15 protein-coding genes are annotated in these 16247 nt (G+C 64.3%); 7 read left to right on the top strand and 8 right to left on the bottom strand.

Annotated elements, in window-relative coordinates; all coding sequences use genetic code 11:
* Positions 1-25: 25 nt before the first annotated feature.
* The gene (locus MTES_RS18910) at positions 26-1279 is read right to left on the bottom strand and encodes a glycosyltransferase (RefSeq protein ID WP_013585352.1); all 1254 of its coding nucleotides are present in this window, start codon (positions 1277-1279) and stop codon (positions 26-28) included.
* Positions 1280-1332: 53 nt separating this feature from the next.
* Between MTES_RS18910 and MTES_RS11105 the strand changes: the two genes are divergently transcribed.
* Genes MTES_RS11105 through MTES_RS11090 form a run of 4 tightly spaced genes read left to right on the top strand, consistent with a single transcriptional unit; the run spans position 1333 to position 4935 of the window.
* Positions 1333-1899 carry an acetyltransferase gene (locus tag MTES_RS11105; RefSeq protein WP_043361344.1) on the top strand — a complete coding sequence of 189 codons (567 nt, stop codon included), beginning with the start codon at positions 1333-1335 and terminating at the stop codon, positions 1897-1899.
* A complete protein-coding gene (locus tag MTES_RS11100) occupies positions 1896-2735 on the top strand; it encodes a glycosyltransferase family 2 protein (protein ID WP_013585350.1) in 840 nt (279 codons plus the stop codon). Before MTES_RS11105 ends, MTES_RS11100 begins: the two co-directional genes overlap by 4 nt.
* 2 nt (positions 2736-2737) lie before the next feature.
* Positions 2738-3850, top strand: coding sequence for a glycosyltransferase (locus tag MTES_RS11095; RefSeq protein ID WP_158309754.1), 1113 nt, complete (start codon positions 2738-2740; stop codon positions 3848-3850).
* The gene (locus MTES_RS11090) at positions 3847-4935 is read left to right on the top strand and encodes a glycosyltransferase (protein ID WP_013585348.1); all 1089 of its coding nucleotides are present in this window, start codon (positions 3847-3849) and stop codon (positions 4933-4935) included. The genes MTES_RS11095 and MTES_RS11090 overlap by 4 nt, the downstream gene beginning before the upstream one ends.
* 89 nt (positions 4936-5024) lie before the next feature.
* Here MTES_RS11090 and MTES_RS11085 read toward each other — a convergent pair whose 3' ends face one another.
* From MTES_RS11085 to MTES_RS19995, 6 genes are all read right to left on the bottom strand, one after another.
* Entirely contained in the window at positions 5025-6059 is a 1035-nt protein-coding gene (locus MTES_RS11085; RefSeq protein ID WP_148272860.1) for an O-antigen ligase family protein, read from the bottom strand.
* A gap of 239 nt (positions 6060-6298) precedes the next feature.
* Positions 6299-7141: a dihydroorotase gene (locus MTES_RS11080; protein WP_013585346.1), complete on the bottom strand. Its 843-nt coding sequence runs from the start codon at positions 7139-7141 to the stop codon at positions 6299-6301.
* Positions 7138-7497 (bottom strand): acyltransferase, encoded by a 360-nt coding sequence (locus MTES_RS11075; protein ID WP_158309753.1) that lies wholly within the window; start codon positions 7495-7497, stop codon positions 7138-7140. Before MTES_RS11075 ends, MTES_RS11080 begins: the two co-directional genes overlap by 4 nt.
* A 152-nt stretch (positions 7498-7649) precedes the next feature.
* Positions 7650-8900 (bottom strand): hypothetical protein, encoded by a 1251-nt coding sequence (locus MTES_RS11070; protein ID WP_013585344.1) that lies wholly within the window; start codon positions 8898-8900, stop codon positions 7650-7652.
* A complete protein-coding gene (locus tag MTES_RS11065) occupies positions 8897-9799 on the bottom strand; it encodes a beta-1,6-N-acetylglucosaminyltransferase (protein ID WP_013585343.1) in 903 nt (300 codons plus the stop codon). Before MTES_RS11065 ends, MTES_RS11070 begins: the two co-directional genes overlap by 4 nt.
* Before the next feature lie 279 nt (positions 9800-10078).
* On the bottom strand, positions 10079-10630 hold the full coding sequence (locus MTES_RS19995; protein WP_269453427.1) for a CPBP family intramembrane glutamic endopeptidase: 552 nt from the start codon (positions 10628-10630) through the stop codon (positions 10079-10081).
* 505 nt (positions 10631-11135) lie between these two features.
* Between MTES_RS19995 and MTES_RS11055 the strand changes: the two genes are divergently transcribed.
* The 3 genes from MTES_RS11055 (at position 11136) to MTES_RS11045 (ending at position 15251) form a co-directional block, all read left to right on the top strand.
* On the top strand, positions 11136-12659 hold the full coding sequence (locus MTES_RS11055) for a polysaccharide biosynthesis tyrosine autokinase (RefSeq protein WP_013585341.1): 1524 nt from the start codon (positions 11136-11138) through the stop codon (positions 12657-12659).
* Positions 12660-12668: 9 nt separating this feature from the next.
* On the top strand, positions 12669-14489 hold the full coding sequence (locus tag MTES_RS11050; RefSeq protein ID WP_013585340.1) for a DUF4012 domain-containing protein: 1821 nt from the start codon (positions 12669-12671) through the stop codon (positions 14487-14489).
* A gap of 234 nt (positions 14490-14723) precedes the next feature.
* Complete coding sequence (locus tag MTES_RS11045; RefSeq protein ID WP_013585339.1) at positions 14724-15251, top strand: hypothetical protein; 528 nt, start codon at positions 14724-14726, stop codon at positions 15249-15251.
* A gap of 59 nt (positions 15252-15310) precedes the next feature.
* Here the strand turns inward: MTES_RS11045 and MTES_RS19755 are convergent, their stop codons facing one another.
* Positions 15311-16231: an RNA polymerase sigma factor gene (locus tag MTES_RS19755; protein ID WP_013585338.1), complete on the bottom strand. Its 921-nt coding sequence runs from the start codon at positions 16229-16231 to the stop codon at positions 15311-15313.
* Between the last annotated feature and the right edge of the window lie 16 nt (positions 16232-16247).

The following is a 16247-nucleotide window of genomic DNA, read 5'->3' as shown; positions in this document are numbered from 1 at the left end:
GCCTGTCTTGATCGTTGGCAGAAAACTACGCGGAAGGACTCTCGGCGTCTTTGGCGATCAGATCCGCGAGCAGACTATCGAATCGATCAATGGCACGTGTTTCGTTTAGCATCGTCTCTTTGTAACGTTTGCCGCTTTCACCGAGGCGGGTCGAACCTTCCCGATCCGCGGCGAGCGCTTTCGCTCCGTCAAGAATGGCCGCGGCGTCGCCTGCAGCGACCGCGAGGCCAGCTCCTGCGTCTCGGATTACCTGGGCCGTGATGCCCCCGACATCTGTAGCTGCGAGCACTGGTCGACCTGAGGCGAAGTATGAGGTCAGTTTGCTGGGAACGGCCATCTCCGCGACCCCCGGCAGTTCATTGACCAAAAGAACATCAGCAGACTGCAGAACTTGTGCGAACGCTTCATCGTCGAGGGGAGGAAGAATTTGGGTAGTTGTTTGGGCATCGTTCACTCGCTGTCGAATCTCCTCCCGCTGCGAACCATTCCCGACGAGGACGAAGCGCACCGGTTCGCCTCTCTCGAAGGCGAGGCGTCCGGCGTCCACAACGTGATGCAGTCCTTGTTTCACTCCCATGTTCCCCGCATGCACGACGACGATCTCCCCCTCATTCCACCCGAATGACGCTCGTACAGCGGCAACATCGGCCACCGGAAATGGGGGAAGGTGGTTCCAGTTTCGGACGACAGTGATGCGATGAGGCGACACGCCGAAATCCTCTTGCAGCCTGTTGGCGAACCGCTCATGGATCACCACCACGGATGACGCCGAGCGCAGAAGCCAGGCTTCGAGTGCGTGGATGACGCGCGCAGGAGCCCCGGCCCCCTGGCTCGTCTCCGAGAGGCCGACGCTGTAGAGGTCCTGGACCCACACGATGAACGGCGTCTCTCGGTGCGTCATTTTCGCGCGCAACCGAACAATGAGTGATGCGATCAGACCGGGCGAGACGGCGACGATCACGTTCGGTTTACCCCAACGAACAATCGCCTGCCGCACACCGAGCGTCACCTCGGACAGCGCTCGACGGATCAGGGAGGGCTGACGCGGCACGTAATGACGCAACCGCTGGACATCGACGCCGTTGATTCGTTCGTTTCGCGACCACTGCCCGTAACCTGACGTGATCTTCCACTCCGGATAATGAGGGTGCGCGACGACCGCCCGCACCTGATGTCCTCGGCGCGCGAGACCCTCCGCCATGGCACCGGTGTACGGGGAAATTCCCGTAGTCTCCGGAGGGTAGTTGAGCCCGAAGATCAGCGTTCGCGGTTGGTGCACAAACTGACATTACATCCGCGACCGTTACAACACAGTTACAAGAAAGGGACACCGTGAGCGACATTCCGGTGATCGATCTTTCGCAGGCCCCCGGCGAGCGTGCCGCCTGGGATCGACCCGCTTGGCAGGTGTACCTGTGGGCCATTTTTGAGTTGATATTCATAACAAATCCTTGGCAAATCAGCTCAGGCCTTCGGATTCGTGTGCTGCGCGCTTTCGGAGCCGACATCGGACACGGCGTCGTTTTTCGACCGAGGACCCGCGTCAAGTTTCCGTGGAAGCTGCACATCGGCGACCGGTCCTGGATCGGCGAGGGTGTCTGGTTCCATAATCAGGACCACGTCCACGTCGGGCATGACGTCGTCATCTCGCAGGAGACCTTCATCACCACAGGAAGTCACCGCCACCGGGTCGACATGGCCCTGGTCACGAGGCCTGTCGTGATCCACGAAGGAGCATGGATCACCAGCAGATGCATGGTCGTAGGGGGAACGACGGTGGGCCGATCCGCTCTTATCCAGCCAATGTCCGTCGTCAGCGGCGACATTGGAGCCGCGGAGGTGTGGGGGGGAGTCCCCGCGCGTCGCGTCGGTACGAGATTCGAAGGACTTCGTCAATGAGTTCGAAGATACCCATCACGGCATTGGTGCAAACGAAAAACGAAGAGGTGGGCATCACTGCGTGTCTCGCGGGCCTCTCAGACTTCGATGAAGTGATCGTCGTTGACTCGAACAGCACTGATAGGACGGTCGCCCTCGCTGAACAACACGGCGCGCACGTCGTCAACTTCACATGGGACGGAAAGTACCCGAAGAAGAAGCAGTGGCAGCTCGAGCACGTCACAACGCGCCATCCTTGGGTCTTCTTCGTCGATGCGGATGAGGTACCCAGCGAGCGCCTGAAGGCAGAACTCGTAGACCTGATTTCGCGTACGGACGCGGCAGCGATCGATGTCGATCTGGACTACGTGTTCGCGGGGCGCATCCTCCGTCACGGTCACCGGGTGACGAAGCGGTGTGTGGTTCACCGTGATCGAGTGCGATTCCCGGAGATGAACGACCTCGGCGCTCCAGGGATGGGAGAACTCGAGGGTCACTACCAACCGCGAGCGAACGGAGTGGTGGTGAAGGCACGGGGTCGGATACTCCACAACGACTTAGACCCCGTGTCGAGTTGGTTCTCCCGACACAATCGATACTCGGACTGGGAAGCGCACCTTCGGTCGAACAGCGCGCTGCGGGCTGACATCGCCAAGAAGCGCACGAGAAAAGGACGGTTCTTCGACGCCGTGCCGTTCAAGCCCGCACTGTTCTTCCTCTACGCCTACGTGGCGCGGCTCGGTTTTCTCGATGGACGGGCCGGCTTCGACTATGCCACTGCGCTTGCGATGTACTACTGGCAGATCGGGGTCAAGTACCGCGAGCTTCAACGCAATGCGACAGTGGCCGCAAAATGAGGGTGCTCCACGTCACCCCGAGCGTGGCGCGATCGGATGGCGGGCCGGCCGAGGTCATCCGCGGCTTGATACCGGCTCTGCACCACCGAGGGGTGGCGGCGGATGTTCTTACGACGGACAAGGGACTCGCCCCCAGTGACAACGACCTCATCGTGGCTGATTGGGTGCGCGTCGTCACGAGTGCCGGGCCCTCGAGCGTCACGTTCGCTCCCCACTTCGCGTCCGCGATGTCGGATGGTCTCTCCCGGTATGACGTCGTCCACGTCCACGGGTTTCAGAGCTACCCGGGAACCATGGCCATGCGCATCGCCCGACGGGCGGGAATCCCCTACCTGATCGAACCGCATGGTGCCCTGGATCGATATCACTGGAACACAAACGTTCTTCGCAAACGGGCTTGGCTGAGAATCGCCGACGCGAAGAACCTCGCGGGCCTGAGCGGGGCCATCTACTCGAGTGAACTCGAAGCGCAACAGGCGCTCGATGTCCTCCCCGACACTCGAGCGTTCCGCATGAACCTGGCTGTCGACGAGCAGCTGTTCGCGATCGATAGGACGACGAAACGCGAAGGGCCAGCCAAGATCGTCTACCTGGGGCGGCTGACCAAAAAGAAGCGAGTGGATCTCGTCGTCCGCGCCCTCGCTGAGACACCGCTGCGAGAACGAGGGGCCAGGCTGTTCATCGCCGGCGGCTCGGACGGCACGATACAAGATCCCAACGCTCTCGCTCACGAAATCGGTGTCGGCGATCAGGTCACCTCGCTAGGCCCAGTGAACTCCGCTCGTCGACGCGATCTCCTCAGCGAATGCGATGTGTTCGTCCTCCCGAGCGAAGATGAAAGCTTCGGCGTCGCCGTCGCAGAGGCCATGGCGGCCGGAGCTCGGGTCGTCACCAGCCAGCACGTCGGCATCGCCGCACCTGCATCGGAGAATCGCGCGCTCAAGGTGGCTCGCAACGACCCGGCGAGCATCGCGCAGGCAGTCGTCGATGCTCTCGAGGACGCCGAGCTCCCGGGGCGCGCCCGCGCGCACGCTGAGCGCGAGTTCCGGTGGAGCATCGCCGCTGCACAAGCAGAGAACGCATATGAGATCGCCCGCGCGGGAGACACCCCATGAGCGCCGGTCCGCTGGTGGTCGTCACGCAGCCCTACGTGCCTGCCTACCGTGTTCCCCTTTTCGAGAGCGTCCGAGAGAAGCTCTCACGCCAGGGCATCCGGTTCCTCGTCGCCGCCGGGCATCCCGTCGGTGCCCAGGCTGCCCGAGGTGACCGAGAGAGCCCAGCGTGGCGTATAGACATCAGATCGAAAGGAGTGCACCTCGGCGGGCGGACCGTCGAGTGGCGCGCGCTTCCGTCGGACCTTCAGCCCGACGTCCTGGTCTCCGAACTCGAGGCCCTCAACAACCTCGCGTGGATGAGGTCATTCGGGAGAAGGAAGCTGGTCCTCTGGGGGCACGGTCGTCCGTATGTCAACGACGCCGGAGCCCTGTCCGACCGCATCGAGTGGACACTCGCGCGGCGAGCCGATGCGGTCATGACCTACGCCGATGGCGGCCGCGACTACCTCGTGGAGAACGGCAAGCTCGATCCCGACAGCGTCGTCGCCATCGGCAACAGCACCGATTCGGCGTCCCTGCGAGCGGCGTACAAGGCAGTGGACGCCGCCGAGATGGAGCATCTTCTCCGCCGCTGGCCGCGCGCCCCCCGTGCCTTGTTCGTGGGTGGACTCGATGCCGCCAAACGTATCGATTTCCTCATCGACGCAGCGATCGCGGCGCGTCAGATGGATCCGCGGTTTACGCTCATCGTCGTCGGAATGGGCGAGATGCAGGACGCACTATCCCGCGCGGGCGATGCGATCGAACACATTCCTGCCGCGCGTGGGGTTGAGCTCGCGCGGCTCGGACATGTCGTCCAGGCGATATGGATGCCGGGGCGTATCGGCCTCGTGGCGGTCGACGCGTTGGCCCTCGGGCTTCCGATCTTCTCCACCTCGTACCGCTATCACGCGCCCGAGGCCGAGTTCCTGCGGGCCGGAGAGCGAATCACCCTTCCGGACGATCCACCGGCATTCGCGGAGCGAGCCCTCAGTCTGATGGCGGAAGAGCTGGTCGGCAATCGAATCCTGCGTTCAGACATCCCCACGATCGACTCGGTTTCTCAGAATTTCGCCGATGTCGTCATCAAGGTGCTCGATCGATAGCTTCGGGAGCGCGCCCGAACGTCCATACACAAAATCCCAGAACCGATCCGCGGGTCATCACTGTCGCAGCGAAAGGGCTCTTGCGACTCTCATACCGACGCGGTCCGAGCGTCCTCGTCACGATGCCCGGCGCACAAGGCCATGGCGATCAGAATCGGCCAGTACGTCGCGCGCTCCATGAAAACCGGGTTGAAGAAACCGAAGCTGACCAGCGCCGCAACGGTGATGAGCCCGTAAGGCGCGATCGGCGATCGCCTACGCCTCCACAATGCGGGAACGGGCGAGAAAACGAAGGCGTAGTAGCCGATGGCGAAAAGGATCCCCCCCGCCGTCAGCACGGTCAGGGGGACGGACACACCTGCCTGGCTCTCGAAACCAGCTCCCGTCAGCGGGTTCCGAAGAAAAAGGTTCAGGGCACTCTCATTGAGGGCTGACCGCCCCGCATCGCTGAGTGCCCCCGCGCCACCCGCGAGACGCGAGTCCGCAAGCACGAGGGGCACGACGAACCATGCCCCCACCGCGCCGACGATCAGTATGGGCCAGGCGATGGAGTTCCAGCGCGAGCGCGCGATGGAGACGACCGTGGCCAGCGCGAGAGCCGGGAGACCGACGAGCAAGGCTGCTCGCGACTCACTGAGCATTCCTCCCCACAGGATGAGAACGAGGCAGATCACCCACAGGATCCTGCCGCGCTCCCGCGCGACGAGGAAAATGCAGGGCGCGATCGCCAGGCTGACCGAGAAGGCCAGGGAGTTCGGGTGCGACGCTAAACCGCTGAGCCGGTCACCTGTTGCCTGAGTCAAGATCCCCGCGAAGGAAACGACACCGAACGAGACGGCAAGCGCGGCGAGCCCATTGAACGCTATGCCGGCGACCCACACCTTCAGGAGTCGACGGAGGTAGTCGCCACCAAACCATGACTGAAAACCGAAAACGATCATGGCCACCACGAACATGGTGAGGAAGATGCGCAGGAGCATCACCACATCGAAAGGTGCATCTTTGACGATCGTGTTCCAAGCCGACACGACCGCCGCCGCGCCCAGAGGCAGGAACATCCAGCTGCGGATCTGCAGGGACCTTCGCTGGAAGAAAGCGGTTGCGAAGAGAAGAACGACGGTCATCCCGAGCGCGTAATCGACGACGTTGAAGCCCCCGAACGTCGCACCGGTCCAAGACGAAGAGAATGCCGCAGCGTACGTGACCCACCGCAGAGTGGTCGTGCCGCGCGTGTCAGTTCCGGCGTTGCCTCCCTCACCTCCGGACGGCGGGCGTATCACCATGCCCGGAGTGAGCGTTCGACCCCATTCTCGAGAGTTCATGATCCACCGCCTTTCCGCAGCGCTCAGATTCGCTGCGGCGCTCAGTGCCCTTCCCCGCAGCGGCGGCGTACCTGATCATCCCAATCCGTGGTCGCCTCGTCAGCGGAAGCCTCCCATACGCGAGCGTGCGGACGGTAGGCGTCGCCCCCCGTCTGGACCACCATGGGGACGTCCCCGAGGAAGGCCCCCCACGCGCTGAACGTCGAGCGGCTGCCGACGATTCCGACCGAATGGGACATGAAAACCATGTCATCGAGTGCGTTCCGCCCCGTGGACCGGTAGACCCCGTGTTCGTCGAGAAGGGGTGCCAGCTCGGCGTCGTCGCCGTCGGAGCAGACGAACAGGCGAACGCCGGGATGCGCGTCGCGAGCTGCCCTCGCACGGGCGACGAACCACTCGATCGGGGAACTGGTGTTGTTCTTCGATACTCCGGATTCGGAGGCCCCCACCCGGGAGAAGTCGCCCAGGCGGACATGGAACGCGATGTACGGCTCCCGGGGCGGAGACGAAAGGACGCCCCGGCGGGCACGGGCGAGCAGAAGGTCGCGAAACTCGGGACCACTGATGTTCACACCGTCGAAGTAGCCCTTCATACCCTGAACAGTCACGTAGCGGTGATTTGAGCTCGCTCCGTCGTGCGGGACTCCGCGAGCCTTCGCCCAGATGAGCCGTAGCAGCGAGATCAGGTCGGGTGTCCGGAAGAGGGTCCAGTACATCCGCTTGTCACGTTCCCGGCGGAGAATCGGACCGATCTTGAGCTGGAACCAGGCCGGCCAGAGGACCACTCGCGATTCCTTGGCGGCGATATCAGCGGCGCGAAGGACGGGAAAGAGTTCGTTGCCGAGCCCCGCTCGCCCGATCAGAGGAGCGACGAACTTGCTCACGGCGCAGATTCCTCTTGGTCGAGCCTTTTGATCAGACGAGCCGGCACACCCGCGTAGAGGCAATTCGCCTCGGTCGAACGCGTGACGACAGCGCCCGCCGCAATGATGTTACCTTCTGCGACAGATACCCCCGGGAGGATCGTTGCACCGCTGCAGATCCACGTTCCGCGCCCGATCGTGATCGCCGCACTGCGGCCGGGCCCAGCCCTGCGGCCGGATGGTCCGACCTCATGATCGGACGTGACGAACCGGACGTGATTTCCGATTCGGACCCCGCTCTCGATACGAATGAGAGCCTGCATGTCGAAGTGGCACGCCTGATTGACAAAGACGTCGTCCGCGATCGAGAGGCGCATTTGTGAGTGATATGTGGAGCCGCCGTAGATCAGCACGTTATCGCCAACGGAGGCACCCGCACGCCGCAGGAGAGCCGGGCGGAGGCGGTGAGGCAGAAGAGAGAGAGCCGATATCTCCGAGAGCACGTCCTGGAACCACTTCCGACCGGGCATCATGAATTCCCTTCGATGCGGCTCCGCTTGCCGACGCCCCGCAGCGCACCGATCGCGGGCCAGATGGTGATGGTGAAGGCGATGACCTCCGCCAGCAGGTAGGCCGAGGCGACACCGCCGACTCCGAAGGCGATACCCCCAGCGACCATTCCGGAAAGTCCCACGATCGAGGCAACAGTCGCCGCCAGCGCGAGGGTCGCGGTCTTCTTGAGGGGAACCAGGCAGGCGCGTCCGACCAAGGACGACATGAGCGCCATTCCCATCGCACCGCCCAGGGAGAAGGAGATCCCGTACGGAACTTCGATCGCTCCGTGCGACAAGAGCGTTCCCAGGACCGGCGCCAACAAACCGAACCCGATCAACGTCGCCACTCCCAGTCCAGCTCCGACGCCGATCGTCCGCCGAATACGTGACAAAAGCTCATCGTGCGATTTCGCGGCAGGCACATACCCCTGGGCCACCTGCGTCACCGGGGCGAGCGCAAGGGCAGCGATCCGGAAGAGTCGGTCCGCCATGGCATACGTTTCGACGCCGGAACCCGCGAAGTTCGTGACCACGACAAGGGGCGAGTTCTGGTAGAGCGACGTGAGGATGGCGTTCCAGAAGCCGGCACCTCCCGCTGCAACGGTGCCGGTGATGTCGCGAACGACGACCCGCTCACCGCGAGGGTAGCGCCGGCGGATCGACATCCACGAAAGCGCGAGAGCACCGAGCTGCCCGGCAAGCTGGCCGATGACGAACAGGAGGATGTTCGAGGTCGCGAGGATCAACGCGATACCGATCACCGTTCCTCCCGCTCTCGGGAGCACATCGAGCGAGTTGAGCTTCGAGGGGCGCGACTCCCCCACGAAGAACCACGACGCCGTGAGTCCGCCGACCACCGGCGTCAGACCGGCGACCAAAGCAGCGGCGGTGGTCGGGGACCATCCCACCGACACGAGGATCACGGCGATCGCGACCGCGGCGGCCGGTACGAGGATCACCGCCCTCGAGATGAGAGAGATAAGGAAGATCCGGCCGCGTTCAGAATCCGGGGCGGCCGCGACGGCAGCCGGGCCGATCACCGGCCAGCCGAAGGCGACGACCGTCGCCGCTATGGCACCCGCAGCCTGCGCGACGGCCAGGGCAGACCACGCGGCTGCCCCGGCCACCTGAATCACGACGGGGACACTGACGACGCCCACGAGCGCACTGATGGCTACCGAAAGGAAGTACCCCGAGCCCGACTTGACGAGATGAGGAGCTTTCATCCTTGACCGTTCTGGGAGGTCAGCTCCCGCACGACGCTCGCAAGCCTCTGCGGGTCGTCGCCCTTCGCCTTTCGAGCAAAGAACTCGAGGGATCCGCCAATGTGTCGCAACTCGTCCGGTGACAGATATCGAGTGAGCGATCGATCGATGTGATGGAGATTCGCGAAATCTGCGGTGCGTTTGTCGCCCTTGGGCTGCGGCGGTGCCGAGGTGGTTCTCGACGCCCAGTCGCCGCTGTGGATGAGCGTGTGGAAGTAGATCTCGTCCGGAGCGAGGGCATGGCGGAGAAGGCGCGCGAGGCGCGACCGCGCGCCCACATCCGACATCATCGCCTCCACCGCCGCCGCCGTGAGCGCTGTCCACTGACTGCCCGCGACCATCCTGAACCCAGCGAAGTCGCTCTTCTTCTTCTGAGGGGTCATGAGCTGTTTGATTCTGCGAGCGACAGCGGCACCGCGACCTCGAAGTCCCCGAGAGCGCGCATCGAACCTATCGAAATGCCACTCGCGGAGAATCCGACGTTCGTTCATCTCATAACCGTCCAGCACAAGGCCTGCCCGGCAGTAGAGCACGCCCGGCCTTTCGGCAAAGAGTGCTTCGAGGTCGGCGAGAGGTCGGATGGGCACACATTGGCCAGAGAGCAAGACGATGTACTCGTCCGGCGATGCGCACTTCTGCAACGCCAATGCATAGAGCTTCTCAGTCGCTTCGACGACCGAGAATCCTCCCCATTTGACGTTGGTGCGGTCTTCGACGTAGGTGATGTTCGCGGCTCGCGGATACTCGTCCTGCTTCGAGGTCGCATCGACGTGAACCACAATCTGACAAGGGCTGAGAGCCTCCGCTGCGATGCGGAAGACCCGCGAATCCCCATGTGTGAGAACGGCGAAGACGGTCACCGACTACGGCTCGATCCGACCATCGAGCGGATAACACAATCATCGACTCCCCGCACCGGGAGCGGGTCGAACGGATCAGCCGAGAACAAGGGGATGTCCTGGACTGTGCGGTGGACTGCCACGGTTTCCCTGGCCCCTCTCGCCCGCGCGGTGTTTCCTGCTGGCATCGGCTGAACACTAACAGCCCGACATGACCCTCGAAATCATCATCGTGTGAACATCGAATTTCGAGCCCGCCGTCATGAAGCACTGTGACAGGCACAAGGAGAGCGCGAGCCACTACGCCAAGATTGTGCCGACGACCGCCAGCGCCATGAAGCTCGCGTTGTAGACCAGGTGCGCCAGGACCGCCCCCCAGATCCGTCCGCTCAACAACACGACCAGAGCGCATGCGGCACCCACGGCAAAAAACTGAACGCCGTCTGCCAATGACAAAGAGCTGAAGGCGGAGTGCAAGAGCACGAAACCGCCAGCCGAGGTAAGGAGCGCAGTTGTCGCGGCGGCAAGAGGACCGACACCGCGCCGGAGTAGCTGGTAGACGCCGACCAGGATCACCGCACGAAAGAAGAACTCCTCGATCACCGGAGCGACAAGGATAGAGGGGACACCGTAACTCCATAGCCAGCCCCACGCCGTTGAGTCAGGAGAGCTCGGAAGGCTAGGGAACGTCGAGTAACCTGCCCCGCTCAGCCAGCCCTGGAGAAGACGGAGCCCGCCTCCGACTCCCAAACCCCAAAGGAGGTCGATCGAGCGCACTCGGAGCAACCCCGCGGGGCGCGCTCGCCGGAGCGCGACGACGACCGGAAGTCCGAGGCCGGCCCACAGCGCCATCGACGACGCGAGCGGTGCCCATGGACCACCCAATCGGCTCAGCGTCACGCTCACGACGAGCCCCCCACCGATTCCGATGAGAGCGGTCGTCAGAACGGTGAGGTTCCACTGTCGAACGGCCGTGCCACCCTGTCGCCAATCCGAACGCCTTCTCCTCCGCCGCCCAGGCGCACGAGGGGGATCAGCGGAAGAGGCCGGCGCCTCAGCGCCACGACCCCCATCCACCAGAACGGCATCGCTCGGCTTCTCGGGCACGGTGGCCAACCTATCGCCCGTGCGTCGCTGAGAGAACTCCTCGACCTCAGCGATACCGCAGGCGTGAAGACCGAAATTCTGACGAACGAATTCCTTCACCCGCGCACGGACACGGCGTATTCGGAGGGCCCGAACCCGAAGCGCTAGCCGTATGTCGTTGTTGCGAATCCGGAAACAATAGGTGTGGCACACTGAGTGGGATTCTCCGACCTCTGCAACGCAGGTCGACAGCGCGTCTTCGAGAGGCACCATGGAGCTCAGTGATCACATCCGCACCCTGCGCAAGAACTGGCTCCTGATCGTCGCGCTGACCTTCTTGGGGTTGGCAGTGGTTGCGGGTTACACGCTGACGCGAACCCCCATCTACGAATCGTCGAGCACCGTCTTCGTCTCAACCCAAGCGGGAAGTACCGCTGCAGAGCTCCAGCAGGGTTCTTCGTTCGCGCAAGCACGAATCAATACTTATGTCGGGCTGGCGACCATGCCTGTCGTCCTGGATCCCGTCATCACGGAACTCGGCCTTCCGACATCGTCGGATTCTCTCGCGAGTTCCGTGAAGGCCTCCGCGGGGCTGAACTCGACGTTGATCACCGTGACGGTGTCGAACGCGGATGCGGCGCGAGCCGCGGAGATCGCCAATGCGGTCGCCGACAGTTTGGCGACGAAAGTCCCGCAATTGGAGCCCGAGGCGGGCGACGGGACCAGCCCGGTGCGCCTCAGCCGCGTGAGGGATGCCCAGCCGGCAGCGCAGCCGTCGAGCCCGAACGTCGTTCTGAACCTCGCGCTCGGCACACTCATCGGACTCGCGATGGGCCTTGGTACCGCTGCGCTGCGGAGCCGACTGGACAATCGCGTCCGTACCCCGCGCGACGCGGAGCAAATCACGGGCGCACCGGGCATCGGCGCGATCGCCTTCGACACGAAGGCGAAGGATCGCCCGCTGATCGTTCACGCGGATCCGCTGAGCCCCCGAGCGGAATCGTTCCGCGCGCTGCGCACGAACCTGCAGTTCCTGGACATGGGAGGACGATCGAGCTTCGTCGTGACGAGCTCGGTCCCCAGCGAGGGCAAGTCGACGACGACCATCAATCTCGCCATCGCGCTGGCCGACGCCGGTAAGCGTGTGGCACTTCTCGACACGGACCTGCGCAAACCGAAGGTTGCCGAGTACCTCAGTATCGAGGGTGGGGCCGGACTGACCGACGTCCTCATCGGACGAGCCAAGATCAACGAGGTCATGCTCCCCTGGGGCGGACGCAGCCTCTACGTCCTGCCCGCAGGGAAGGTGCCGCCCAACCCGAGCGAGCTCCTCGGCTCGCGACAGATGGGGACATTGCTCGAGATGCTCGAGCGCGATTTCGACGTCGTTCTTTGCGACGCCCCTCCTCTCCTCCCCGTCACCGATGCCGCGATCCTCGCACGAGCCACCAGTGGGGCGCTGATGATCGTTTCCGCCGGGCGCACAAGCCGCCACCAGCTCACCCTGGCGACGGAAGCGCTGAACACTGTGGGAGCAAAACTCGCAGGCTTCGTCATGTCCATGGTGCCAACTCGTGGACCTGACTCGTACTACTCGGCTTACGGCTACGGATACGGCTATGGCTATCGCTACGTCGAGACGCCTCCGGCGAAGAAGAAGGCCACACGTTCGGCCGGAGGACAGCGGCGGCGCTCAGGTTCTGCGAGCGATGCCCCCGAGTCCCCGACGCTGGAAGAGCTCGGGCTCGCATCCCGCCGGGCGACGCGCGAGTCCAGCAGAGACTCCGATGCGTAAAACGACGACGTGAGCAACGCGGTGCTTCCCCGCCCGGCCCAGATCGCGGGACGCGTCTTCGCGTGGGTTCTGGCTGGCCTCATCGTCGTGACGTTCCTCGCTGCCGTCTGGATCGGCGTTCGCGGCACCCTCGCTTATCAGCATCTGCTTCGCGTTCAAACGGAGGTGGGCCAGAGCACTTCCGCTCTGGCATCCGATCCGGCGAGCGCCGTTCCCTCTATCGCACGAATCGCAATGGAGGCGTCGGAGGCGCGTCAACTCACGTCCGATCCGATCTGGAGCGCAGCGGAGGTGGTCCCCTGGGTCGGACCGCAGCTTGCCGCGTTCGGCACGGTGTCCGCCTCCGCCGACGAACTCCTCAGCGGAGCCATCCTTCCGCTCGCGACAGCGGCCAAGGACGTCTCGTTGGACTCACTCCGCCCCGTCGGGGGGCGTATCGATGCAAGCTCTCTGACGAGCCTGGCCGAACCCGCATCCGCCGCCGAGACGCGTGCGAGGGAGGCAGCCAACAACGTCGAGACCATCGATCGCACACCGCTGGTAGGGGTTGCCGCCTCTGCAGTCGACAAGACCGGCGAACTCCTCGACCAGTCAGCAACCGCCATCGACACTCTCGCCGGCGCCGCTCGCCTCCTCCCCGAGATGCTGGGGCAAGACGGGGAACGCAACTATCTCCTTCTCGTCCAGAACAACGCGGAATGGCGATCGCTGGGAGGAATCACGGGAACGGCGATTCTCCTCCACACGAACCAGGGCGCCGTATCTCTCCTCGACACTCAGTCGGCGGGCGCAATCGTGCGCGACCTGCGCGAACCGGTCACCACCTTGCCGGACGAGGTCGTGGACATCTACGGCACTCGACCGGGACGTTACTTTCACAACCTCACCCAGATTCCTGTTTTCTCGATCGACGGTCCTCTCGCGCGCGAGATGTACCGAACGAAGACCGGACTCGACGTAGACGGCGTGATCGCCGTCGACCCAGTCCTGCTCTCGTACGTACTGGAAGCGACGGGACCCGTCACGCTTCCTTCCGGGGAGCAACTCAACGCGGGTAATGCGACTCGAATCCTGATGAACGAGGTGTACTTCCGGTATTCCGACCCCTCGGCACAGGATGCATTCTTCGCTGCCGCCACCGGCGCTGTCTTCCAAGCATTGATCGACGGCCGGGGATCCGCCCCCTCGCTGATATCGGCGCTGTATCGCGCCGGCGAACAGCACCGCCTTCTCCTCTGGAGTGCCGACCCCGCCGATCAAGCCATCCTCGCCGATACGACGGTCGCCGGGCCGCTCCCCGTCACGGACGATCGAACGGTCCGCTTCGGGGTTTACCTGAACGATGGAACCGGCTCGAAGATGAGCTACTACGTCAAGCCGGACGTCGCCGTCGAGTGGACGTCGTGCCAGCCCCTCACGGCGACCGGGCTACGCTCTCTCACGCTCAGCCTGACGTTGACAAACGACGCACCATCGGACGCCGCTACATCACTACCGACATACATCACGGGCGAAGGCGCCTACGGGACGGCTCCCGGAACAGCTAAGGTCGTCGGCAATCTCTATCTGCCCGAGGGTTTCGAGGTGGTCTCCTCGGCCGCGTCCAACGGAGCGAATTTCGCCGACGCGACGTTTCAAGGACGACAGGTCCTGACGTTCGGCGTTGATCTGACGCCTCAAGCCTCCACGCGCATCACCGTGGAAGTGCGGGCGCTGACAACAGCGACGGACGCAGAAGCGTACGTGACGCCGACCGCAGATTCCTCTTTGGATCCCGTCATCCGCGCGTCCTGTGGTTCACCAGGACCGGGAACCTTGACCCTGCGCTGATCACACAGCCGACCACCGGCCATGGGCTTGCGAATGGCTGCGCTTTATCACGTTGCGAAACATTTACCTGAAAGAAATGACGGTGGTTTGCAATAAGGCGTACCCCTACGGAATACTCAGGTAGGTCTCAACACACCATTCCGCTCTTTCTTCCTCGATGTTCGCGAAGGACTCGCCTACGAGGCGTGCGGAACCATCAAACGACCGGCAGCCCGGATTCGAAAGCAGGCACTCATGAAGCACAAGATCACCAAGGCAGTGGCGTCGTTCGCCGCCGCGGGCGCGTTGCTTTTCGCCGCCCCCGCGGTCGCACAGGCGTACGTCCCCACCGGCCCCAACACCGTGACGATCACCGTCACCTCGAACGGTCCGGTTCCCGTCGCAGGCTTCCAGCCCGGCGCGGAAGTCACGTTCACGCTCGTCGGCCGTGGCGTCACCGGTGCCAACATCGCCACCGCGAACCTCCCGGTCACCTCGGCGTCCGTGAACAAGACGGCCGACTCGTCGGGTACCGCCACCGCCACGGTCACCCTCCCCGCCAACCCGAGCGGCACCTACACGCTCGCGGCGTCCGGCGCCCGCGCCGACAGCAACACCGGCGGCGGCAACAACAACGGTGGCACCAACGCTCTCCCCGAGACCGGTGTCAACGGCGAGTCGCTGATGGGCATCTACATCGGTGGCGGCGCGCTCGTGCTCGCCGGTGCGACGGTCGCGGTCGCCGCGAAGGTTCGTCGCAACCGCGCCGAGAACAAGGCGTAAGCGCACACAACTACGAGAGAGCCCCCGTCGACTTCGGTCGACGGGGGCTCTCTCGTTCGTCACTGCACCACGAAGTCGCCGACCCGTGTCACGCCATCCGACAGGTGCACCGGAACGACGAAGGCCTGGCCCGCGCGCTCGCCCTGCCACCGCAGAGCCTCGTCGGGCGACGCGACCTTCTGGCTCGAGCCGGTGGCATCCGCCAGCTCATCGGCATCCACGTATCCTTCGCGTCCGTTGGTCGCGACGACGGCAATGAGGTCGGGTTCCTCCCCCGCCCCCGAAGAACCGTAAGTCTGGCCGCGGTCGTTGACCGCGAGAGGCACCGGCTCAGCCTCGAGGAAGGTCGCGGTCAGGCGCCAGCTCTCGCCGCGACCCGCTGACACCGCCACCTCGGAGCCGACCGACGCGAGAGGGACGTCGATCCACGACACCACCCCCGCGGGATTCGCCGCGAGGTCCGCGGCCGTGCAGGTGGCGGAGCCGCCGGGGAACGTGAACGTGCCCGGCGTGAGACAGCGCACCTCCACGCGAAGCTGGTTCGCCCTGTCGGGGCGAGGGGGCAGAACCAGATGCACGAGCGTGACCAGCTGGCGGTCGACGGCACCCAGCGGAGCGAGCACCGCGAGGGCGTTCTCATCGGCGAAGGCGTCTTCCTCGGCGGATGCCGCGTCGTCGGCGCGGGGCAAGGTGTCGAGCAGGCGCCGGTATCGGGCGGCCGCGCGCTGCAGATTGCGCAGCGCGTTCGTCGTCGTCGCGAGCAGCCACGGCAGCGGCGACCCGTCGACGACACGCACCGCGTCACGCCGGCGCCACAGCTCGAAGAAGGCCACGGCCGTGGCATCCTCGGCATCCCGTCGATCCGACGCAAGTCGAGCCGCGTGACGGAAGACGCGGTCCACGTGCCGCTCGTACAGCGCGCTCAGCGCCCGGTCGTCGCCGTCGGCGGTGACGCGGCGCCACAGCTCGGCTTCGTCCATACCCGGGAATGTCCGG

Source organism: Microbacterium testaceum StLB037, from assembly GCF_000202635.1.
GTDB lineage: Bacteria > Actinomycetota > Actinomycetes > Actinomycetales > Microbacteriaceae > Microbacterium > Microbacterium testaceum_F.
Note: the sequence above shows the minus strand (reverse complement) of the source record. Positions and strands in the feature narration are given on the sequence as shown.

Bases quoted from the DNA above. Each gene is read 5' to 3' on its own strand.
- MTES_RS11100 (WP_013585350.1), top strand. From the start codon at position 1,896: ATGAGTTCGAAGATACCCATCACGGCATTGGTGCAAACGAAAAACGAA.
- MTES_RS11090 (WP_013585348.1), top strand. From the start codon at position 3,847: ATGAGCGCCGGTCCGCTGGTGGTCGTCACGCAGCCCTACGTGCCTGCC.
- MTES_RS11085 (WP_148272860.1), bottom strand. From the start codon at position 6,059: ATGACCGTCGTTCTTCTCTTCGCAACCGCTTTCTTCCAGCGAAGGTCC.
- MTES_RS11075 (WP_158309753.1), bottom strand. From the start codon at position 7,497: ATGCGCCTCTCGATCGCGGACGACGTCTTTGTCAATCAGGCGTGCCAC.
- MTES_RS11070 (WP_013585344.1), bottom strand. From the start codon at position 8,900: ATGAAAGCTCCTCATCTCGTCAAGTCGGGCTCGGGGTACTTCCTTTCG.
- MTES_RS19995 (WP_269453427.1), bottom strand. From the start codon at position 10,630: ATGGCGCTGTGGGCCGGCCTCGGACTTCCGGTCGTCGTCGCGCTCCGG.
- MTES_RS11055 (WP_013585341.1), top strand. From the start codon at position 11,136: ATGGAGCTCAGTGATCACATCCGCACCCTGCGCAAGAACTGGCTCCTG.
- MTES_RS11045 (WP_013585339.1), top strand. From the start codon at position 14,724: ATGAAGCACAAGATCACCAAGGCAGTGGCGTCGTTCGCCGCCGCGGGC.
- MTES_RS19755 (WP_013585338.1), bottom strand. From the start codon at position 16,231: ATGGACGAAGCCGAGCTGTGGCGCCGCGTCACCGCCGACGGCGACGAC.